Genomic DNA, 21,387 nt, shown 5'->3' with positions numbered 1-21,387 from the left:
ATCGAGTCCCGCGAACGGCCGGGCCTACGAACGTACGGCGGCGAACGCGTCGTCGACGAGTTTCGTCAACGGCCGCCCGCCCTCGACCTCGGTCCACACCGTCGCCGCGACGTCCAGGCAGCCCAAAGCTGCAGAGACCAGAGCGCGAGCCTGCAGGGCCTGCGGTCGCCCCGAGGCTTGTAGGCGTTGCTCGACATGCGGAACGAGCATCTGCTGCCAGCGCGTCTGCTTGTCGAGCATGGCGGTGCGCAACGAGGGGGTGCCGGCGAGCATCTTCGCCCGGCGCAGGCCGCCTTCGTCGTCTTCAAGCGACTCGACGCACACTTCCAGCGCGTGCCGCAGAGCGGCCCAGGGCCCCTCGTCGGCCGGTCGGTCTTGCAGTGCCGTGGCAACGTCGTGTCCGAGTTCGACGAGCCCGCCCATCGCCATGTCTTCCTTGGTGTCGAAATAGCGGAACAGGCTCCGGCTGGACATTCCGACCGCGGCCGCGACCTGGTTGACGGTCGTCTCCTCGAACCCTTGGTCCAGGAACAGCTCCATCGCCTTGGCCGCGATCTCGGCGCGCACTGCCCGCCGGGCCACATCGCGCATCCCACCGGCTTCCGTCTTCGCTGCCAGAGTCCCCATCACCGCATCATAGCGTGCCATATTTGTCAGTTGCTGCCATCCCGTTGCCCCTCCCCCTGGTCGCACTCCGTTCGGCACGCAGAGCATGTCGCAGCGACCGCTACATCCGTCACTCAATGATGAACTTGTCACTTGATGCCATCCATGTCTATGGTTGACATGCAACGAGAGGAGAAGGCAGTGGATATCGACTTCCATGAGGACGGCGCCCCGGCGTGGGTGGAGCTGCGTACGCCCGACGCCGAGAAGAGCAAGCGTTTCTACGGGCAGCTGTTCGGCTGGACCTTCGCCGACGGGTTCGGCAGCCAACCCCATTCGCAGATGGCGGAGTTGGGTGGGCGCCCGGCCGCCGCCGTCACCGCGACGCCCGGTACGCAACGCGGCTCCTGGACCACGTTCATCAACGTGACGGACCTTGCAAAGACCGTCGAGAAGATCGCCGCAACCGGCGGAAGGGTGGTGAAGGGACCCCGATCGCTGGGCACAGCTGGGCGCTCGGCCGTGGTGGCCGACCACGCCGGGACCCCGTTCGGGCTGTGGGAGGGCGATGAGCACCACGGCTTCGGTGTCAGCGGTGAGCCCGGAGCCTTCCACGGCGGCGAGCTGATCACCGACGACACTGGTGCGTCCTCGGCGTTCTACCGTCAGGTTTTCGGCTGGACGCTCGGTGAGCCATACGGCCCCCTGAACCGCCGGGACTGGCAGCTGGGCGGCCGGATGGTGGCGGTGCTGCTGCCTCGGCCACCGGCCATGCCCTCCGAGCTGCCACCGTACTGGGACGTGTACTTCACCGTGGCCGACGCCGCGCAGACGACCGACGCCGCAGTCCGGCTCGGCGCCACGATGCTGATGCCGGCCACCGCGACCGAGCACGGTGTCATCGCGGTCCTCAGCGACTCCGTCGGAGCACTGCTCACCGTTCTTGCCCCCAGCCACTGACTGCCCGACGCCCATCACAACGAAGGAGCACCATGTCCGTCAACGGCAAGGCCGGAATCGTCACCGGTGCCGGATCCGGCCTGGGCGAGGCCAGCGCCAAGCGGCTCGCCCGCGAGGGTGCAAAGATCGTCGTCGCGGACCGTGACACCGTCAGCGCCGAACGAGTTACCAAGGACATCGCCGCGGAGGGAGGGCGGGCCGTCGCCTTCACAGCCGACATCGCCACCTTCGAGGCGGCGCAGGAACTCGTCGCGTTCGCGGCGCGTGCCTACGGCCATCTGGACTTCGCCCTCAACAACGCCGGCGTGACCCCCACGCCGGCCGACACACACGAGGTCGACCCGCAGGACTGGCTCGATGTTATCGGGATCAATCTGACCGGCACCTTCTTCTGCATGAAGGCCGAGCTGGCCCACCTCGTCGGCCACGGCGGCGGCGCCATCCTCAACATGGCCTCCACAGCAGGCTTGATGGCACACGCTGGACGCCCCGCCTACGCGGCCTCCAAGCACGGGATCATCGGTCTGACCCGCAGTGCCGCCGTCGAGTACGCCGAACGCGGCATCCGGATCAACGCGATCGCACCCGGCCCGATCGACGGACCGTCGGCGCAGGGCCTGCCTCTGGAAGTCCGCAAGGTCATCGCCGACAAGACCGCGATGAGGCGACCCGGCACCGTGGACGAGGTCGCCACCGTGGCTGCCTTCCTGCTGTCAGAGGAGGCCTCCTTCGTCACCGGCTCCGTCTACGAGGTCAACGGCGGCCAGACCCAGTTGTGACGCCGCCGCATTGGCGGCGCCGGATTCCACGCCGGGATGCGGGCGGGTGGGCGCCGTCGCTGCGGCGGCTTTGATCGCCCTGGCCATGGCGGCCGGGTTCGCTGTGTCGGCGCTGCGATCGACGGCGACCTGCTTGTAGGCGATGGTCGTCTCCAGCACCGACGACACGCCAGGCAGCAGCCAGTTCACCGCCTTTTGCTGCTGCGCCTCGATGTACCGAGTGCGCGCCAGCTGACGCTTGACCTCCAGGTCCGGACAGTGCCGGGCGAACTGGTGGCCGAAGAGGATCGCCTCGATCTCGATGCCGTTCATCGTGATGACCCGGCAGCGCGTGTACGGATCACAGTGATCCGGATCGATCGGCTCCACGTTCAGCTCACGCCAGTTGCACAGCTGCCGGTCCAGGGGAATGCCCCGTGCTCCAGAGGATTGAAGCTCACAGTCGGTTCTCCTCGCTCGAGACAGTGCGTGGAGCCCCCGTGCAGGGCCAACTGGCGCGCCGAGGTCCGCATCACGCGCGGACAGCTTCACCGCCAGGCCGACAGCGTGTCCCCGAGACACACCACTCGACCCCTCGTACGTGGGGGGGTACATGGCGAATGAGTGACTACCGGCTCGACGAGCCGGCCCCCCGTACGCGGTTCGGAGGAACGGGCGTAGGGATCCGCATGTCCCACCCCCACCCGGAATGCCTGGCGGCACGACTACGTCGTACGACACCCCGCTCGCTTGTCGCGAACGGATGGAGCCGCATCCGCGATCTGGAGAAGAACTCCCTCGACAACGGGGCGTACCTGCCTGAGGGGCGAGGGCGCCCGCTCGACACTCACCCTCGCCGCGCCGTCGCGGGGCGCCGCTCCACCCGACCATTCCCAGTCACGTCGAGCACCGTGCCCACACCCTGACGACGTGGCCACCGCGCAGACTCCCAACGGCGGCTTCACCAGAAGACACCTTGCTACTGGCTCTCCCCCCACACGCCCCGAGTCATCGTCCGGGAGTGGTCCACATCGTCCTTGACGGTCGTGAGGTGTCGGAAAGGTCAGCGCCGGTAGCGGCGTCACGCTGGGAGTAGCCGACGCCGTGCCAGTCCAGGCACATGACGGTCGCGTCGTCCTGCAGATGACCGCGGTTGACGTCGACGACTGCCGCGATGAGGGCGCGGGCGGCCTCGCGGGGGTGCAGCGCACGCGTGCGGACGATCAGTTCCGACAGGTCGAGGCTGTTCGCGTTGCGCTCCAGCATGCCGTCGGTCAGCATCACCAGCCGGTCACCCGGACGCAGATCCAGGGCCTGGACCCGGTAGGTGTGAGGGACGTCGAAGCCGAACGGCATATCGACCTCAGGAGTGATCTCCCGCACCTGTCCCTCCCGCATCCGCAGTGGCCAGGGATGCCCCGCGTTGACGAACTCGGCCCTGCCGTCGACCAGGCTGATACGCAGCAGCTGACCGGTGACGTATTCCTGCCGACCGCGCTCACGCAGCGCCTGGTCGGCCTGGCGCGCCTGTTCCTTGAGGCCGGCACCCGCCCGCCGCGCCCTTCGCAGGGCGCTCACCAGGAGGGTGGCCAGCAGTGCGGCGTTGACGTCGTGGCCCATGGCGTCGGTGACGGAGAGCTGGACGGTGTCCCGGTCGATCACGTAGTCGAAGGTGTCACCCCCCACGTGATCGGCGGGCTCCAGAGCCCCGGCAACCGCGAACTGTGCCGCTTCGCACGCCAGCGACGCCGGGAGCAGCCGGTGCTGGATCTCCGCGGCAAGACTCAGCGGAATGGTGCGCCGGCCCCACTGGTAGAGGTCGGTGAAGGACCGGTTGGCGATGACGATGTACGCCAGCGCGTGCGCGGCCTCGCCGATCTCTCGCATCTCCTCCGGCTCCGGAGCCTCAGGCAGGAACAGTTCGAGGAGCCCGATCGCGTCGCCGCGGTTGGTCACGGGAGCAACGACCCGCACCAACGCGCCCCCGCCCCCGTCCTCCACGCTCGGGCGCTGGGTGCGGATGACATCGTCGTACAGGGTGCCCCGCAGTGAGATACGCCGGGCCGGCTCACCGGTCTCGACACTGCCCGCAGCCCCCAACCGGACGACTGAGCTGCCGGTGAAGTCGGTGATCAGGAACGACACCGACACGGCCCCGAGGTGGTCCTTGAGCATGCGCGCGACCACGTCCAGCGACTCCACGGGAGCGGCGGCCTCCGCAGCCTCCAAGGTCTCCGCCAGCGCCATCGCGCTGTCCCGTCGGCCCTCGCCCCCGGCAGGACGAGAGGCCCGCCGGCCCTCCGGCCCTGCTGCGCTCATTGCGACTCCTCATTGCTCGATAAAACCCAGAAACTGCCATATTGCACATAAGGCCCCCCAGGCCCCGAAGCTCAGTATCCGCCCTGGGATGGCAGGGGTGTGATGAGGCGGGCCGCGCCGACGGCGCGCAGGAAAGCGGGGGTGGTGTGGAGTATTTCCGCGGCCCGGCCCATCGTGTAGGCGGGATAGTCGTCGTCATCGAGACGACCGTAGGAGACCTCTGCTGCCATCGCACCTCTCTCGTGGAACATGCGGAGGGGCCCTGGTGCCATTGGCACCAGGGCCCCGAAGGAACTGCTACACCATCCGCCGGCCCTCATACTGCGCCGGCCCTCTGTATCCGCACGACCGTCCGGGAGAGGACGGGGCATGCGGGGATCGCGGTTGCTTGACCGGAGACCACCTCACTATCGATGTCCTGCGGTACCCGGGCTCTGGGACTCCGCCCGGGCGATCCTGATGGCGCTCAACTCCTCCGTTCTTCCCTCAGCGATCACGTACCTACTGCCGATACTGCTGGTGATGCGTACTGCTCGGTGACCTGTGACAGCGCCACTCTTCGACAGCCAGCCCCGTCGCCCGTCCTGCATCTGCCCTGGCTTGGAACCCCACTGCCGAACCTCCCGGTGCGCGCGCCCGCAGCCGACGCCTTCACCAAGGTGCTACTCTGTGACTTCACTGCTGGGTACTGCTGAACCGCACTGCTACTGGCGGCGGCCCCTGATCACCGCGGGCCACCCGGTGCGGTCGTCAGTCCCGTCGCCGTCCTGCGACAACCCTGGCTTCGAAACTCCACCACCGCACCGTCCTGCGTACTGCAACTGCTGCACAACTGCCCGCCAGTTCATCTCTGCCGGGCCCTCGCTCGATCTCGGCTACGAGAGAAACCATAACCACGCCCACCCCCCAATGTCTACTCCAGCCGACACAGATTTTGTGTTGGCCAGGACGGAGGCAGCCTGCTGCGGGTCACGCCGCCTGCAGTCGGCGGGACCGTCCTGATCCCACTCGTCCCAGGTGGCTGGTCAGGTTCGGCCGCAGACGATCAGGGTGTCGTTTCGGGGGCGGACTGCTGGCAGCGGTACCGGCGGTGATCTCTTCCGGTGAACCGTCTCCTTCGGGGGTTGTCGATGGACTACGGCCGTACCGGTGTGCAGCGGCCCGCGGTTGGGGCACGCGGTGGCGGGCGGATGCCATGAGTGTGGTGCTGCCGGAATGCGAGGACGTGGCGTGGTTCCGCGACGACCTCATCGGTTCCCGAGGGGCAGCCGTCCGGCTGGCCGAACGGATCGGGCTGAGCGAGCGCCGGGCCGGCGAGGTCGCCCTGGCGGTGTCCGAAGCCGCCGCCAGCCTGGCCAAGCACGCCGTCGCGGGAGCTGTCGTGCTGCGGGTGGTGCGCACCGCACAGCAAGCGGGGGTCGAGTTCCTGGTCACGGACAGCGGGCCAGGCGTGGCGGATGGGACGGCCTCGATGCGCGACGGCCGTTCAACCACCGCCACGCTGGGCCTCGGTCTGGGCACGATCGCCCGGCTGTGCCGTGGTTTTCAGCGGCCCAGCGCCTTGCGCGGTTCTTCCTTGTTCATCGACGAGCGGCCTTCGATGTTCTTCTTCGCCTCTTCGTCGAGCTGGTCCCTGGTGGGACTGACCGGCCCCCGGAGCGAGCGCTCGCCGCCCCGCTGCGAGGCGGACTTGGCGTCTCGGGTGGACGTCCTGCTCGCAGAGCGGGCCTCGCCCGCACGGGCGCGCTCCTTGTTAAAGGTGCGCGAAGCGATCTCCTCGGCCCGGCCCTCGGAGGTGCCGCGCTTCTCGGCACCCTCTTTGATGTGCTCGTACTGGCGCGCACGCTTGCGGTGAGATCCCGCCGGTATCGTCGCTTCCATTCTCGTTCGTGTGGTGGGGCGGTGTGTTCGAGCGGTGCCGGGGGCGGCGGTCGTGCCCCGGGCTGTGGCGAGGTCGCGGACGGGTGGCGCGCGCCGCGGTGCCGCCCGGTGGGGAACGGGGTCAAGCACCGGAGTCGGCACCGCCGCGGCTACCGGCGCCCGCCTCCGCGGCCGAGGCTGCCGCCCGCCGCAGGCCCTCGCGTTGGGGAATGACCGTGTACACGGGGTCCTCCGCCGATGCCATGCCCGCGGCGAAGATGCCGAAGCGCGTGCATGCGGAGGCCGCGAGCAGCATCGCCCCGGCGCCGGCCGCCGCGACGCGGCTGCGGTGACCCAACGCGGCGGCGCAGGCCGCGCCGCCAACGGTCAGGACCCGGGCAGTCTTCAGAAGGGTCCCGGCGCGGCCGGTACGGTAGGTCTCCGCGACCATTCCGAGCCTCTTCTCGGCCGCAGCCATCGAGACGACCTCGCCGATCGCGGCGATGGCCGCGGCACAGCGGGCCGGCTGGTTCTCGGCGAGCGGTGCCACGGCCAGCGCCATGCCGGACGCGGCCGCGGTGGCCGACGCCACGAACACGTACGGCAGTTCGCGGTGCGCTCCGTGCCAGGCGGGGACGGCGGTGTCCGCCGCGAGCACGGCCGTGTACGTGGCGACGGCGGGGCCGAGCAGCGCCGCGCCTGCGGTGGCGGCGGCGCCCGTGCGCGTCAGCCGGCCGGTGACCGCGCTCAGCGCGGCCGCGCCCGCGAAGGCGCCGTAGCCGGACAGGATCCAGGAGCCCACGCTCATCGGCGAGGTGGGTTTGATCACCCGCAGCATGTGATGGAAACGGGCGGGCCGGCCGAGGTCGTTGATGAGCGCGGCCGTCGAGAGGGAGAGCGCACCGATCGAGGACAGCTTCATGGCCTTCGCCATGGTGGGGCGTCCGGTCGCCTGCGCCCCGGCCGCCACGACGGATCCCGCACCGGCGAGCCCACCGAAGAAGAAGTACCCCGCGATGTCGCGGGCCGACCAGGACGGCGGCTTGATGATGGGACGTCCGTAGTAGGAGCCGAATTCGGCGCGGGGCACCATCAGTTCCTCGCCCCGACGGCGCCTGCGCCCGCGGCGGCCCGCCGGTTGCAGGGCCTGCGGTGAGGCGTCGCGGCCGGGGCGCTGGCCCTGCACCCCGTCGCGGGTCACGTCGGATCCGGTCATCGGCCGGCCTTCCTTCCGGTCAGTGCCGAGGCGGCGAACGAGGCGGCCACACCGCCGATCAGAGAGGCGGCGGCGACGGCCGCGTGCTTCCACATGACGGGCAGGTCGCGCGTGGTGACGACAGGGGCCGGAGGCAGTCCGTACACCTCTGGTTCGTCGAGGAGCAGGAAGAACGCGCCGTCTCCGCCGACGCCGTCCTCCGGGTCCTCGCCGTACAGCCGGGCGTCGCTGATGCCGGCCTCGTGCAGCTGGTCGACTCGCAGCGCCGCCCGTTCCCGCAGCTCGTCGAGGGGCCCGAACTGGATGGAGTCCGTCGGGCACGCCTTGGCGCAGGCCGGTTCCTGTCCCGCGCCGAGCCGGTCGTAGCACATGGTGCACTTGAACGCCCGTCCGTCCTCGGGGCGTTGCTCGATCACCCCATAGGGGCAGGCCGGGACGCAGTAGCCGCACCCGTTGCAGATGTCCTCCTGCACGACGACGGTGCCGAACTCGGTGCGGAAGAGTGATCCGGTCGGGCACACGTCCAGGCACGCGGCGTGGGTGCAGTGCTTGCACACGTCCGAGGACATGAGCCACCGCACTCCGCTGTCCGACGCCTGCGCCTGCCCCTGTGTTTCGGGAGCCGGGCCCCCCGGGGTGGGGGTGGGACCTTGGGCGGCCGGGGAACCGCCCCCGAGCAGGGGTAGTTCCCTGCGTCCCTCGGGGGCGGGCACCGGGACCTGCTGCTCCACGAACGCGACATGACGCCAGCTGGAGGCGCCGAGCCCCTGCGTGTTGTCGTAGCTCATTCCGGACAGCGTGATGCCGTCCTCGGGGATGGCGTTCCACTCCTTGCACGCCACTTCGCAGGCCTTGCAGCCGATGCACACCGAGGTGTCGGTGAAGAAGCCGACGCGCGGAGGCGCGTCCTCGTGCCCCGCGTCCCGTGCGGGATCCGGTTCGATGCCGCTGAGCAGATGGCTCGACGTGCGGGTCGCGTCGGTCACTTGACGGTCTCCGTTCCGGTGCGCCGGGTGATGCCGGCTCTGACGCGGTACTCCTCGACGAACGCGGGGAGTGCCGGGCCGCGCGGCCGCCGGCCGGGAACGATGTCCGCGGTCAGCGCCTTGTCCTCCTGGATGTGGGCGTTGGGGTCGAGGGCCATCGCGACGAGCTCGTTCGCCGCGTCTCCGGTGGACACGCCGTTGGGGCCCCAGTGGAAGGGGAGTCCGATCTGGTGGACGGTGCGGCCGTGCACGGTCAGGGGCCTGATCCGCCGGGTCACGAGGACGCGCGCTTCGACGGCGTTGCGGGCGGTGACGACAGTGGCCCACCCGCCGTGCTCCAGGCCGCGCTCCTGCGCCAGTTCCGGGGAGACCTCGCAGAAGAACTCAGGCTGGAGCTCGGCGAGATACGGGGACCACCGGCTCATCCCACCGGCGGTGAAGTGCTCGGTGAGCCGGTGGGTCGTGACAATGTACGGGTACACGTCGGCGCCCGGCTCGTCACCGCTCGGGTGGTAGCGGTTTCCCTCGTGCTCCTTCAACTGCCGCACGGGCGAGCGTGGCACGCGCGGGTACAGGGCGTTGGGGAACGGCGAGTCCTGCGGCTCGTAGTGGGTCGGCAGCGGCCCGTCCTCCAGTCCGGCGGGGGCATAGAGCCAGCCCTTGCCGTCGGCCTGCATGATGAACGGGTCGTCGCCGCGCAGCGCGTCGGGGCCGGTGGCGTCTTCCGGGGGGACGTGGTCCGGAGCGCGGTCCACGATGAAGTCCGGCACGTCGTGGCCCGTCCACCTCCTGCGGTCGGCGTCCCACCACACGTACGCCTTGCGTTCGCTCCACGGTTCGCCGTCCGGCGCGGCGGAGGCACGGTTGTAGAGGATCCGCCGGTTGGCGGGCCAGGCCCAGGCCCACTCGGCGGCCACCCAGTCCTGCTCGGCGCCCGGCTTCCTGCGGGCCGCCTGGTTGACGCCGTCGGCGTTGACACCGCAGTAGATCCAGCAGCCGCATCGGGTGGAGCCGTCGTCCGCGAGCTGCGTGTAGGAGCTGAGCGGGGAGCCGTCGGCCGCCGTGCCGTTGATCTCGGCGAGCACCGATTCGGCCACGGGCTCGGCGAGTTCACCCTCGACGGGGTAGCCCCAGGCGAGGTCCTGGACGGGCCGGTCCATCGGGTCGGTGGAGTCGGCCAGACGCTCCTTGATGCGCCGTCCGAGGTGGTACATGAACCACAGGTCGCTGCGCGCGTCGCCGCCCGGCTCGACAGCGGCGTGGTGCCACTGGACCCACCGGTTGGTGTTCGTGAAGGAGCCGGACTTCTCGGTGTGGGCGGCGGCGGGGAAGAAGAAAACCTCGGTGGCGATGTCCTCCGTGCGCAGCTCGCCGGTCTCGATCTCCGGACCGTCCTTCCACCACGTCGCCGACTCGATCAGCGAGAAGTCCCGCACCACGAGCCACTCCAGGTTGGCCATGCCGAGGCGCTGCAGACGCGTGTTGGCGGAGCCGACTGCCGGGTTCTCCCCCATCAGGAAGTAGCCCTTGCAGGTGCCCTCCAGCTGCGCCATGACCGTGTCGTACGTGGCGTGGGAGCCGGTGATGCGCGGGAGGTGGTCGAAGCAGAAGTCGTTGTCCGCGGTGGCGGCGTCGCCGTAATAGGCCTTGAGCAGGCTGACGAAGTAGGCGCGCATGTCGCCCCAGAAGCCCTTGTCGGTCCTGCTCGCGTCGACGAAGGCGTCGAGGTTCTCGTGGGTGTGCGCGTGGGGCATCGGCAGGTAGCCGGGGAGCAGGTTGAACAGGGTGGGGATGTCGCTCGAACCCTGGATGGACGCGTGGCCGCGCAGCGCCTGGATGCCGCCGCCCGGCCGGCCGATGTTGCCCAGCAGCAGTTGCAGCACACTGGCGGCGCGGATGTACTGCGAGCCGACGGTGTGCTGCGTCCAGCCGACCGCGTAGCAGAAGGCGCTGGTGCGCTCGCGCCCGGAGTTCTTCGTCAGCGCGTCGCACACCGCGAGGAAGGTCTCCCGCGGGATGCCGCAGGTCTGTTCGACCAGTTCGGGGGTGTAGCGGGCGTAATGGCGCTTGAGGATCTGGTAGACGCACCGGGGGTGCTGCAGCGTCTCGTCCCGCGGCGCCCCCGAGCGGGTGCGCGCCCCGCCGGAGCCGTGGGTCTCGGAGCCGCCGGCGGCGCCGATGCGGCGGCTCGTCTCGGCGTCCTTCTCCCGGGCCTCGTACTGCTGGTCTGTGTCGCCGGCCGGTGCCTGTACCTGGGCACCCTCGTACTGCCAGCTCGCAGGTTGGTAGACGTGTCCCTCCTCGTCGAGGCCGGAGAACACGCCGCCGAGGTCCTCGGTGTCGCGGAAGTCCTCGCCGACCAGGGTGGCGGCGTTGGTGTACGACAGCACGTACTCGCGGAAGTCCTTGCCCTCGGTGAGCACGTGGTTGATGACGCCGCCGAGGAAGGCGATGTCGCTGCCCGCCCGGATGGGCACGTGCAGGTCGGCGAGCGCGCTGGTGCGGGTGAAGCGGGGGTCGATGTGGATGACCTTCGCGCCGCGCGCCTTCGCCTCCATGACCCACTGGAAGCCCACGGGGTGCGCCTCGGCGTAGTTGGAGCCCTGGATGACGATGCAGTCGGAGTTCTGCAGGTCCTGCATGAAGGTGGTGGCGCCGCCGCGGCCGAAGGAGGTGCCGAGACCGGCGACCGTGGAGCTGTGGCACACCCGGGCCTGGTTCTCCACCTGGACGACTCCGAGGCCCGTCAGCAGCTTCTTGATGAGGTAGTTCTCCTCGTTGTCGAGGGTGGCTCCCCCGAGGCTCGCGATGCCCATCGTCCGCGCGGTGCGCAGGCCTTGGTACTCCCACTCCCAGGTGCGGCGGCGCGTCTCGATGACGCGCTCCGCCACCATGTCCATCGCCGTCTCCAGGTCGAGCCGCTCCCACTCCTTCTGGTGCGGGCGGCGGTGGAGCACCTCGTGGCGCCGGGCGTCGCCGGTCGTCAGCTGGAGCGTGGCGGAACCCTTGGGGCACAGCCTGCCGCGGCTCACGGGCGAGTCGGGGTCGCCCTCGATCTGAACGACGGCGTCGTCCTTGACGTACACCTCCTGCCCGCACCCGACGGCGCAGTACGGGCAGACCGACTTGACGACCCGATCGGCCGATTCCGTGCGCGGCGTGAGCCGACCGGTGCCCGGCGAGGCCGCCGCACTGCCCCGGGCGAGCCGGTCGGGCCCGGTGAGCTGCCGGTAGACCGGCCAGCTGCCGACCAGCCTGCGGACACCCATCGCCACCTCCGGTGCTCATCGGTCCCCCGATCAGAGTCGCCCAGGGGCCTGCGTGCCGCAACGGCCACCCTGCTACGGCCCACGGCGTCGCAGCCCGCGTGCTCCTTCCCGCCCGCGGGATGTGTGGGAAACCGCGGCGCCGGACCGGGGACGGGGGGACTCACATCCGCGCGCCGGCATTGCGCCGAACGTATGGGGCGCGGCGCCGGGCGTTCGGTAGGCGGCCGCCGGACGGCGTGCGCGGCCCGGATCGCGCCTGGAGACAGCCATGGGCGGTCCCGGCCCCGGCGCGCCGACGCCGGACCACGGGCGGGACCGGGACCGGGCCGCGTGCCGGAACCGGACGGGGTCAGGGCTTGAGCAGTGTCTTCACCATGCCGTCCTGCTTGGCCTGGAACGTCCTGTACGCCTGCGGGCCGCCCTCCAGGGGGAGATGGTGCGTGGCCACGAGTCGACGCCGAGGGGATCGTCGTCGACGAGCAGCGGGAGAATGTCGTCGACCCAGTGGTGGACGTTGGCCTGGCCCATGCGCGGCTGGATCTGCTTGTCGAACAGGGTCAGCGTGGGGATCGGGTCGACCGAGCCGCCGTACACCCCGGACAGCGAGATGGTCCCGCCCCCCTGCGGACGGCGTCCACCGCGGTTTCTAACGCCGCCAGGCTGTCCACGCCCGTGCTTTCCATCGCCTTCTGTCCGACCGAGTCGGGCAGCAGGCCGACGAGCCGCTGCGCGTTCTTCGCCACCGGGTTGCCGTGGGCCTCCATGCCGACGGCTTCGACGACGGAGTCGGTGCCCGGCCCGCCGGTGAGACGCCGGATCTCGTCCACGAGATTGGCACCGAGTTCCGACATGTCCAGGGTGTGGACGCCACGCGCCTTGCCCGCGCCGGCCGCTCCGGCACCCGGTCCACGCCGATCACCAGCTCCGCGCCCCGGTGCAGGGCGATGCGGGCCGCCATGTCGCCGATCGGGCCCAGCCCGAGGACGGTGACGCTGCCGCCCTGCGGAATCGCCGCGTACTCGATCGCCTGCCGCGCGGTGGGCAGCACAGCCGAGAGGTACACGAAGCGATCGTCGGCGGGGCCGTGTGGCACCTTCACGGGCAGTTGGTCGCCGAACGGCACGCGCAGGAACTCGGCCTGCCCGCCGGGCACCTGCCCGTAGAGCTTTGAGTAGCCGAACAGCGCGGCGCCTGACCCGTATGCGTGCGCCTGCGTCGTCTCGCACTGGGAGTACAGGCCCCGGGCCAGGCGTCGCCCAGGATGTGCTCGTTGAGTGACTCTCCCGTTCCCACACCGAACCGGAAGCGCCCTCGGTCAGGACCGCTGCCGTGGCCGCAACCTGGGCGTTGAGCGCGGGGTGCCTCCGCACCGTGGGACAGGTGACGAACGTCGTGACGGGAAGCGCCGCTCGATTCCTTTGCGGGCGATGCGGACGCCGATGCGTTTACCGCGGAGCCATCGTCGCAGGTCGCGCTGGTCATACGCCCTGTCGGCGCGGACCTTGCGGGGTTTGTAGTGCCAGCCGCTTTCGGGGTCGTGTCTCGTGTGGAGGCCAGCCGCCATCACCTTCAGGCCCTGACCGTCAGGGGTGATGCCTGCGCGGACGCCCACGAGGAGGGGCAGCCCGTTCACGTCCGACAAGACGTGCATCGTGGAACCCGGCCTGCCTCGGTCCACGGGGCTCGCACCTATGAGTTCGCCGACCCAGCACGGCCTCGTGGAGCCGCGACCCCACACGCCGGCTCTCGACCAGACCAGGAACCGGCGATGCGCGGTGGACTTCGAAATGTCGTGCGGAGCGGTTCCCGACGCACTGGCGGGCCCTGCGGGGATGTTGGGGTCACAACTGCTCCAGTAGTCTCGCCGCCACGGCTCGGGCGTGCCACAGAAGGTTGCTGTCGCTTTCCAGGCCGGCGCGCGCCATGGCCCCTTCCTGCACGACGCACGTCAAGCCGTACACCGGGATTCCCCTTCTTCTCCCGCTTGTCGCTCTCGTCTTCGGCTCGGGCGGCGAGGTACTCGGCCCAGTCGCGTCTGGCATAGGCGACCCGGGTGTGGCCGTTGCGGACAGGTCAAGGAGCGTCTGCACGATCCAGCCCTGGCCGTTGTCGCGGGGTCTGATGGTGACGGTGCCGTCGTAGAGCGTGGCCCGCTGGCCAATGCCGACCAGGCCGTGTCCGGTTTCCCGCCGAGGGGTCGTGGAGGGTTTTGGCGAGGGTGAACCGGTGTCGGTGACGCACACGCGCAGTCGGCTGCCCGTGACCTCGATCGTGACGTCGGCGGTAGCGCCGGGGGCGGTGTGTTCGTGGATGGCGTAGTAACGACCTGCATGTTCTCTCAGCTCTGCTGGCGTGACGGCAGAGCTGCCACAGCACGCGGTCACGGGCCCGGGGGATATCGACTGAGGCCCAGTCGCTGGGAAGAAGCCCCGACTTGCGGGACAGCCTTCCACCGCGCCAAGGTCACGGCTGGCTCTCGACCCGCCTCCCGCATGATCGGGGCATCGGTGTCCCGCGCCACGGGGAAGCCGTCCTGCGGGGCAGCCGCCCGGTACCAGGGTTTCGCACCCTCGGCCCGCGGCGGGATCACGCCGGCTGCGGCCGGCACGGGCTTCCGGACGAGGCCGCGCGCTTCCCCCCGAAACGAGGGCGGGCCGCGCACGGTGGTCCGTGCGCGGCCCGCCCCGGGTTCTTCTTCAGTCCCCGAGGTCGCTCAGGAACTTGTGGGTGTACTCCAGTGGTGTCGTGCTGGGGACCGAGTTGCAGGTGGGGGACGCATACGTGTCGGAACAGGGCGTGTCCCGGTCCAGTGACCAGTAGTGCAGCCCGGCCAGGCCGTTGCTCACCGTGTACGACGTCAGTGTGTCCACGTCCGCGGGGGTGAAGGTCTCGCTGGTGGCGTCGTTCATGCCGATCATCGGCGTGACGGCGATCTTGCTTGCCGGGACCCCGTAGGTGTGCTCCAGGTTCTTCACCGCCTGGATCGCCGACTGCGCCATCTGGCAGCTGCCGGAGGAGACGACGCACACGCTGCTGGACGCGTTGCCGTAGTCCATGGTCATCAGGTTGATGACGTACTTCTTCAGGCTGGAGCCGAGCACTGCTTGGACGACCTGATTGCCGAGCGAGTTCACACCGCCGTAACTGCCGTCGGACGCCCCCAGCGTGGCGAGTGTGAACGAGAACTGCAGGTTCGGGTACTGCGCCTGTGCTCCCGCCGCCGCGGCGACCAGGTTCTGGATGTCCGACTGGCTCTGGCCGCTTTCGATGTCGAAGTCGATGCCGACCAGGTTCGGGCTGGCGTAGCGGGCGATGAACGATTCCATGCCGGCTGTCGAGCCGCAGGTGAAGTTCCCTGCAGCACCGCCGGTCGACACCACGTAGTTCAGGTTGGCGGAATGGAGCTGTGGCACGTTCTCGGCGGCCCAGTTGGCGCCCGAGACACCGCCCCAGGTCTCGCTGCCGCAGGCTCCGGTGGCGAAGGAGAGCGTGAGGGCAGGCAGCTTCGGGACGTACTGCGACACCAGGCTGCCGGAGCCCACCACCGGCAGGACGGACCCGCCCGCGGCCGACTGCATCTGGTACGTGTTCCAGTTCATGTTGATGGTGACGTCTTTGTACGGGCTGAAGAGGAGCCCGCTCACCGAACCCGTTCCGGTGCCCGTGCCGGTCCCTCCCCCTCCGCCTCCGCCTCCGCCCGACGACCCGCCGGTACAGGCGCCGTTGGACGTCCACGGTTGTCCGGAACCGCTTCCGCCGCTGCTGGTCGCCGGGTTGTTGCCCTGGGTCCAGTAGTTGGCGGTGTAATTGGTCCCGTTCTCGCTCGCCTGCTGGCCGCCGGTGTAGACGGCGGTGGAACTCCACGCCCCCGCGCATGCGGTGGCCGCCTGCGCGGCGGGCGCTGCGGCCGCCGCGAAGGCCGAGCCGCCGACTGTGAGCCCGAGCGCCGAGCCGGCGATGAGAGCTTTGAGCAGAATCCGTCTTCCGACGCGCATGGAACCTCCAGGAGGGAGAGGAGCTGTTGCGATTGCGGCATGCGCTGAGCTGGTGGACCGGCAAGGTGACCACATCGCACGGGGCGGGCGAACGCAGTGGTCTTGACCAGTCGAGCGGATTGGTCAAGACCACTTTGTACGGGCGGCGAACGGGCCGGTCAAGACGTCAATAAAGTTGCACAGGTAGTTGGCTGGATCGAGTGGGTGACCTTTCGGCCCTGGATCCTCCACAAAAATGACCATCTTTCCCGAAGGGCCGTTGATGGAGACGGTGGCTTTGTCGGTGGGGCGGGACCCAAGCCGGCCGGCCCTGGGGCCTCGGCCTTTCCGCGGGCTGATCCCGCACGCGATCTCCAGTGCGGCCCCGGACCCCGTATGCCTGCGGCACGCCGGCCCACGTGGGGCCGGAGGCCGACAAGCGGATCGTCCCGGCCACGGACACGCCTGACGAGCAGGCCGCAATCGCCCGCCGCGGCGCCCCGCCGCCGCACCGCACCGCACCGGCTCGAGACACCAGTCGCTGGGTCGCCGCAGGCGATCGAGGTCAGTTGGAGGAGCCCGGGAAGCGGTTGTCCCTACCAACTGCCTGACGTTGTCGGACAGGGAGTCAGATGGCTTCGAGTTCCTGGATGAACTGCGGGGTACGGGTCGGCCTGGTGGCGACGCGCCTCCATCCGCTCTCTGCGTACAGCGCGTCGAACTCGTCGAAGTCCCGCTCCTGTCCGTGCGTGGCTGCCAGCATGTTCATGTCCAGGAGCGCGCCGAAGCTCGGCTCACCCGGGCTGCCCACGACCGACTCGATGACCACGGCGCGCGCGCCCGGATGCGCCGACGCACGGCAGTTGCGCAGGATCGTCAGACACTGCGTATCACTCCAGTCGTGCAGGATCATCTTGAGCAGGTAGAGGTCAGCCGCCGGGACATCGGTGAAGAAGTCTCCGCCGACCGCGCTGAAGCGGTCCTGGACGCCGGCTCTGGCCGCTGCCTCGACGGCGCTGTCCACCACATGGGACATGTCCAGGACCACGCCCGTCAGACCCGGGTTCTTCTTCAGCAGTTCCTGTACCAGGGCTCCGGTGGACCCGCCGACGTCAACAGCCACCGAGACGCCGTCAAGGTCGAGTGCCCCGGTCACGTCGTCGATGACCATGCCCGTCGCGTTGGACATGGAGGAGGCGAACCATGCTCCTTCCTCCGGGTGCTGACCGAAGTAGTCGAAGGCCGTCGCGCCCTCGGCCAGCCCGAGGGCCGCATGCATCTGCGTGGTGCCCTTGCGTACAGCGTCCGGAAGCGACCCCCACGACTGCCAGTGCAAGGGCGCCCCCCGCACCATGGCCATCTCCCGCAGAGACCCCGGGACATCCCTGCGCAGCAGGCCACCCATCGCGGTCAGACGGAACCGGCGCTCTCCCGCATCACCGAAGACACCGATGGACGAGGCGGCGCGAAGCAGCCGGTACGTGGTCGCCGGATCACTGCCCTCGCGCTCCGCGATCTCCTGAGCGGTCGTGGCTCCCGCCGCCACGTGATCCGCCAGGGACAGTTCGGCGGTGGCGCGCAGGATCTGCGTCACCCAGTAGCCGGATATCATCTCCACCATCTTCATGACACTCCGCGCGGCCTCGGCCCCACTGCCGAAGCCCGGGATCTCTTCACTCACGGTCGGTCGTCCACTCCGCAACGCACAACGGCACATGTTGTGGGTGTCCAAGCGCACAACGGCTCCGACACCATGACACGGTCAACTCCGGTCAGTCTTGGGCGAACAGGCAATCAGTCAGGTGGAATCCGACCGCGCCGGCCGCAGCCGTCGCCCCCTGCAGGCGGCCTCCTACGGCTCCCGCAGGTTTCTCCTCGAACCAGCCGTCGCACGTCGTGCACGCGGTCAGCGGGTGGTCCGGCCTGATTGATCCACAGCGCACGCGCACCGCCCGTGCCGCGGTTCAGGCGCGGGCGGACGGGTCGGGTCCTGCCGCCGTGCTCCCTGCGGGCGGATCGGGCACACCGACGACGGCTGCCGTCATCGAGCAGGACTGCACGATCGTGGCCGGCGCCCCGACTCACCGCGGGCGGCTGCGGCACGAGGGAAACGGCCCGGTGTCCCGCCGCGTACACCACCACCCCGGCCCGGTCCGCGGTGGCAGTGGCGGTGGCTGGGACCTGCCGCCTGCCCGGTGGCCCCGGCCGGTCGGACGGCGTTGCCCGGAACACCGAAGTGTCCCGGGCGACGCCAGAACCACCAGACCGGCTACTCGAAAGCCGAATCGCTTCCCACGGAGAGAACAACCCCCGTCAGGCGGCAGCCCAGGTTTCCAGGGCCGCCATGCTCTCCAGGGAGAGTACGCGCGCGTTCTCCAGGGCCACGACCACCCAGCGGTCGTCCCGCCACACCGTGACGAAAAGCTGCATGGAGAAGCGCGTCGTCGGCGGCTGCTCCTCGCCCGGCAGGAGCATACCGACGCGACCGTGGATCACGCCGACGCCCGCGCTGACGATGCGGGCGAACGGCACATCGCCCTGGACCAGCCGAGAACCCTTCATCATGGTCCCGAGGAGTTCCTCGTGCCTTGTGATCATCTCCGCGCGGTTCCGGTAGATGGTTCCTTCGAGATCCGCGAACAGGGCGTCCTCGGCGAAGTCGGCGAAGAAACCAGTGGCGTCCCCACGGTTCCAGGCCTCGTACATCCGGCCCGGAACAGCGCTCAGCGCCTCGACTGTCTGCTGCATGCGATCACCCTTCTCTGCTGTGTTCACCACCATCCTCACCGGGCCGGGCAGCGGGCGCCTTGACTGTCCGTGCACGGTTGTTGGACGTCAGCGCACTCGCGTTGTAGCCGTACGTCGCCTTGAAGAGTCTGCTGAAATGGGCCGGATCCGTGAATCCCCAGCGCGTGGCGACGGCCGCGACTCTCTGGTCGCTTCGCGCCAGGTCAGCGCGGCACCGCTCCAGGCGCCGCCGGCGGATGAGGGCCGCCACTGTCAGCGGCTGGTCTTCGAAGAGCTTGTGGAGCCGGCGCACAGCGATGTGGTGGGCTGCGGCGATTTTGGCCGGAGTGAGATCCCAGTCGGACAACCGCGCCTCGATGTAGCCGACGATGCGGTCGCGCAGCGCCATGTCAGGGCTCGGGCGCACGTCGCCCAGCTGGGCCTCAAGCGCCACCGAGATCAGCTCGGCCACCGCGGCCGCGGACCGGTCCGCCTCACTCGCGCGAAACCCCGCCAGCGACCGGGCCATGTCCCGCGCCAGCGATGACACCAGGGCCCCAGGACCGCGGTCGCCTTTGATGCGTACCCCGACCAGGCGGGCGACGTCCCCGGCGCGGAGCCGCAGCTCCAGCCGGGGCACCAGCATGGTCACATGCGTGCTGGCGGTGCTGGCGAACCGGGCGGGCCGCGTCGGGTCGATGAGGACGAGGTCGGCCGGCCCCAGATCGGCGGAGCCGCGGCCCTGCTCGACGTGTGCCCGGCCACGCGTCATCAGGTCGATCTGCCACAACTCCTCGTCACCGGCGCGGGCACAACGAGCGTCCCGGAAACACTCGCCCTCAGGCGTGGTCAGCTCGATCAGCTTGAGAAACCCGAGGTTGCGCGCATGGACACTGGCCCGGAATCTCCCACTGTCATGGCGTCCACTGAGCACAGGCGGCAACCCACTCGCCGTGACCGTCTCCTGGAAGGTTTCGATGTCTGTGAGCACGTGCTTCACGGTAGCCCCGGCCCGAGAGCGTCCCGCCATCCGGGCGAGGACTGCCTCGGCATCCCCGGCTCCACGCGCTCTCCCCCCTGCCGGATGCGCGACCACAACACCGTATGACGAGCACACAGCAGGATGCCGGTCCCGACGCTCGCCCTTCGGGGCGTCGGGACCGGCATCCTACGAGAGCTCGGGTTCGCAACAGCGCGCCCACCGCGCTGTGTTCGTCCGCGCTTTTCAGCCGCTGTTCTGGACCGCTCTGATCACGACGTCAGTGACGGCCTGCGGGTTCGACACCATCGACAGGTGCGGCGCCTTCACACTGACCGTGTGGGAGCCGGCCCGCGCCGTCATGACTTTCTGCTCGGCCGGGGGAAGGACCCTGTCCGCGGTGCCGATCAGGGCCCAGGACGGAATGCTCTTCCAGGCGGGCTTCCCGGACGGCTGGTTCAGAATGCTGGCGGCGAAGGGCCTCTGTCCCGCTGCCAGTACCGCGGACTTGTTGAGAGGGACACCCGCGGCGAAGAACCCGGGAAACAGCTTCGGCTTCACGTACAGGTCCACGTCACCACCGCCGTTGGGGATGGGGACGGAGTTGAAGACGGTGCTGGGATCCGGCACGGCCAGCGCCGATCCGGGCTTGGCCGAAGTCAGCTGCCCCACCGTTTCGCCCTTGTCGGGAATATAGGCGTCGACGTAGACGAGTGCCTTGATGTTCTTGTTGCCCGTGGCGGCGTTGGTGATGACGAATCCGCCGTAGGAGTGCCCCGCCAGCACCACAGGCCCTTTGAGGGTCTGGAGGAACGCCTTCAGATTCGCCGTGTCCGTGGCCACACCGCGCAGCGTGTTGGGGGGAGCCAGGACGGTGAACCCGCGCTTCTGAAGACGCTCGGTGACCGCGGCCCAGCTGGAGGCGTCCGCCCAAGCCCCGTGCAGCAGCACGATCGTGGGTGTACGACCGTGCGAGGGCCCACCGGCGGGGGCGTGATCGCTGCTGGCGGAGGCACAGCTCACCGCAAGGGTGAATGCCGCGGTCGTCGCCAGCGAGACCAGAGTCAGCTGTCGCTTGTTCTTCACGTGTGTCTCTCCTTCGTGGGGTTCGTTTGCGGAGCCGGCGAAGAAGCGTTCACATGATGTGCCCTACCCGACGTGAACGCGGCGGGAAACGACTCTCGACGTCAGCTTGAGTGCCGCCGTCGCCGGATTGGAACGGCCGTATTGGGGGGCTACGGCCCACGGTCCATGGCTTCGCCCGATCGGGCATGGCGCAGGATTTTTTGCCGGGATTCAGGAGTCCGGTGGCCGCGCGGAACAGGTGCGGAGCCCTCATCAGGATGGAGAGGGGTCCGGAATTTCCGACACCGACGGGCCCATGGTCAAAGAAGCGACAAAATACTGGACGGTTCCCCGTTCTCGCCTCCATGGATGCATCCAAAACCCCCACCTTGCCTGGTCAGTTCACCAGGATGCGGGGGTTCAAGGAAACGTGGCCTCGGATGACCATCCGACAAGGCCGCGCCACCATTCCGATCGACAGCCCCAGATTACTTTGGCCCGCTCCGCCCTGCGCGCCGGAAATGATATACGGGAAACAAATTCAGCAGATTGGCCGCTGTCAATCATCGAACGGCCCAGCAATACCGACGTTTTGAGAGGGGACGGAACAGCAGGACTCGGCGCGCGGAGGCAGGACTTCTGGAAGTGCCCCGCTGCTGCGCGAACGA

Annotated in this window: 13 protein-coding genes and 6 pseudogenes; 3 read left to right on the top strand and 16 right to left on the bottom strand. The window is 69.4% G+C overall.

Features of this window, described 5'->3' with window-relative positions:
• Positions 1 to 24: 24 nt before the first annotated feature.
• A complete protein-coding gene (locus tag OG310_RS29695) occupies positions 25 to 648 on the bottom strand; it encodes a TetR/AcrR family transcriptional regulator (RefSeq protein WP_329458903.1) in 624 nt (207 codons plus the stop codon).
• A gap of 159 nt (positions 649 to 807) precedes the next feature.
• Here OG310_RS29695 and OG310_RS29690 point away from each other — a divergent pair, with 159 nt between their 5' ends.
• The gene (locus OG310_RS29690) at positions 808 to 1,566 is read left to right on the top strand and encodes a VOC family protein (protein WP_329458902.1); all 759 of its coding nucleotides are present in this window, start codon (positions 808 to 810) and stop codon (positions 1,564 to 1,566) included.
• 32 nt (positions 1,567 to 1,598) lie between these two features.
• Complete coding sequence (locus OG310_RS29685; protein ID WP_329458901.1) at positions 1,599 to 2,345, top strand: SDR family NAD(P)-dependent oxidoreductase; 747 nt, start codon at positions 1,599 to 1,601, stop codon at positions 2,343 to 2,345.
• Between the two features lie 108 nt (positions 2,346 to 2,453).
• On the opposite strand, the pseudogene OG310_RS29680 reads toward OG310_RS29685, so the two are convergent.
• The 3 genes and pseudogenes from OG310_RS29680 to OG310_RS29670 all read right to left on the bottom strand — a co-directional run.
• Positions 2,454 to 2,785: pseudogene (locus tag OG310_RS29680) on the bottom strand (hypothetical protein); the annotation flags it as partial.
• 547 nt (positions 2,786 to 3,332) lie between these two features.
• Entirely contained in the window at positions 3,333 to 4,571 is a 1,239-nt protein-coding gene (locus OG310_RS29675) for a PP2C family protein-serine/threonine phosphatase (protein ID WP_329460461.1), read from the bottom strand.
• 146 nt (positions 4,572 to 4,717) lie between these two features.
• A pseudogene (locus tag OG310_RS29670) lies at positions 4,718 to 4,873 on the bottom strand (MerR family transcriptional regulator); the annotation flags it as partial.
• Between the two features lie 965 nt (positions 4,874 to 5,838).
• On the opposite strand from OG310_RS29670, the pseudogene OG310_RS29665 reads away from it, so the two are divergent.
• A pseudogene (locus OG310_RS29665) lies at positions 5,839 to 6,177 on the top strand (ATP-binding protein); the annotation flags it as partial.
• Between the two features lie 11 nt (positions 6,178 to 6,188).
• Here OG310_RS29665 and OG310_RS29660 read toward each other — a convergent pair.
• The 12 genes and pseudogenes from OG310_RS29660 to OG310_RS29605 form a co-directional block, all read right to left on the bottom strand.
• The gene (locus tag OG310_RS29660) at positions 6,189 to 6,512 is read right to left on the bottom strand and encodes a plasmid stabilization protein (protein ID WP_329460460.1); all 324 of its coding nucleotides are present in this window, start codon (positions 6,510 to 6,512) and stop codon (positions 6,189 to 6,191) included.
• 133 nt (positions 6,513 to 6,645) lie between these two features.
• Complete coding sequence (nrfD, locus tag OG310_RS29655; protein ID WP_329458900.1) at positions 6,646 to 7,719, bottom strand: NrfD/PsrC family molybdoenzyme membrane anchor subunit; 1,074 nt, start codon at positions 7,717 to 7,719, stop codon at positions 6,646 to 6,648.
• Positions 7,716 to 8,705: a 4Fe-4S dicluster domain-containing protein gene (locus tag OG310_RS29650; protein ID WP_329458899.1), complete on the bottom strand. Its 990-nt coding sequence runs from the start codon at positions 8,703 to 8,705 to the stop codon at positions 7,716 to 7,718. The genes nrfD and OG310_RS29650 overlap by 4 nt, the downstream gene beginning before the upstream one ends.
• Positions 8,702 to 11,974, bottom strand: coding sequence for a formate dehydrogenase (gene fdh / locus OG310_RS29645; protein ID WP_329458898.1), 3,273 nt, complete (start codon positions 11,972 to 11,974; stop codon positions 8,702 to 8,704). Before fdh ends, OG310_RS29650 begins: the two co-directional genes overlap by 4 nt.
• Positions 11,975 to 12,323: 349 nt before the next feature.
• Positions 12,324 to 13,217 (bottom strand): annotated as a pseudogene (locus tag OG310_RS29640) (zinc-binding dehydrogenase); the annotation flags it as partial.
• Positions 13,211 to 13,380 (bottom strand): annotated as a pseudogene (locus OG310_RS29635) (LLM class flavin-dependent oxidoreductase); the annotation flags it as partial. The pseudogenes OG310_RS29640 and OG310_RS29635, both read right to left, overlap by 7 nt.
• Before the next feature lie 2 nt (positions 13,381 to 13,382).
• Positions 13,383 to 13,763, bottom strand: a pseudogene (locus OG310_RS29630) (transposase); the annotation flags it as partial.
• Between the two features lie 907 nt (positions 13,764 to 14,670).
• Positions 14,671 to 15,969 carry a carbohydrate-binding protein gene (locus OG310_RS29625; protein WP_329458897.1) on the bottom strand — a complete coding sequence of 433 codons (1,299 nt, stop codon included), beginning with the start codon at positions 15,967 to 15,969 and terminating at the stop codon, positions 14,671 to 14,673.
• 607 nt (positions 15,970 to 16,576) lie between these two features.
• Positions 16,577 to 17,629 (bottom strand): methyltransferase, encoded by a 1,053-nt coding sequence (locus OG310_RS29620; RefSeq protein WP_329458896.1) that lies wholly within the window; start codon positions 17,627 to 17,629, stop codon positions 16,577 to 16,579.
• A gap of 632 nt (positions 17,630 to 18,261) precedes the next feature.
• Positions 18,262 to 18,696 (bottom strand): SgcJ/EcaC family oxidoreductase, encoded by a 435-nt coding sequence (locus tag OG310_RS29615; protein WP_329458895.1) that lies wholly within the window; start codon positions 18,694 to 18,696, stop codon positions 18,262 to 18,264.
• A gap of 4 nt (positions 18,697 to 18,700) precedes the next feature.
• The gene (locus OG310_RS29610) at positions 18,701 to 19,666 is read right to left on the bottom strand and encodes a helix-turn-helix domain-containing protein (protein WP_329458894.1); all 966 of its coding nucleotides are present in this window, start codon (positions 19,664 to 19,666) and stop codon (positions 18,701 to 18,703) included.
• Between the two features lie 234 nt (positions 19,667 to 19,900).
• A complete protein-coding gene (locus OG310_RS29605) occupies positions 19,901 to 20,740 on the bottom strand; it encodes an alpha/beta fold hydrolase (protein ID WP_329458893.1) in 840 nt (279 codons plus the stop codon).
• Between the last annotated feature and the right edge of the window lie 647 nt (positions 20,741 to 21,387).

This window comes from Streptomyces sp. NBC_01497, assembly GCF_036250695.1.
Taxonomy (GTDB): Bacteria; Actinomycetota; Actinomycetes; order Streptomycetales; family Streptomycetaceae; genus Streptomyces.
This window is presented reverse-complemented; position numbering and strand designations above follow the sequence as displayed.

Excerpts from the sequence above, each read along its gene's own strand:
- OG310_RS29695 (WP_329458903.1), bottom strand. The coding sequence starts at position 648 with ATGGCACGCTATGATGCGGTGATGGGGACTCTGGCAGCGAAGACGGAA.
- OG310_RS29685 (WP_329458901.1), top strand. The coding sequence starts at position 1,599 with ATGTCCGTCAACGGCAAGGCCGGAATCGTCACCGGTGCCGGATCCGGC.
- OG310_RS29675 (WP_329460461.1), bottom strand. The coding sequence starts at position 4,571 with ATGGCGCTGGCGGAGACCTTGGAGGCTGCGGAGGCCGCCGCTCCCGTG.
- nrfD (WP_329458900.1), bottom strand. The coding sequence starts at position 7,719 with ATGACCGGATCCGACGTGACCCGCGACGGGGTGCAGGGCCAGCGCCCC.
- fdh (WP_329458898.1), bottom strand. The coding sequence starts at position 11,974 with ATGGGTGTCCGCAGGCTGGTCGGCAGCTGGCCGGTCTACCGGCAGCTC.
- OG310_RS29625 (WP_329458897.1), bottom strand. The coding sequence starts at position 15,969 with ATGCGCGTCGGAAGACGGATTCTGCTCAAAGCTCTCATCGCCGGCTCG.
- OG310_RS29615 (WP_329458895.1), bottom strand. The coding sequence starts at position 18,696 with ATGCAGCAGACAGTCGAGGCGCTGAGCGCTGTTCCGGGCCGGATGTAC.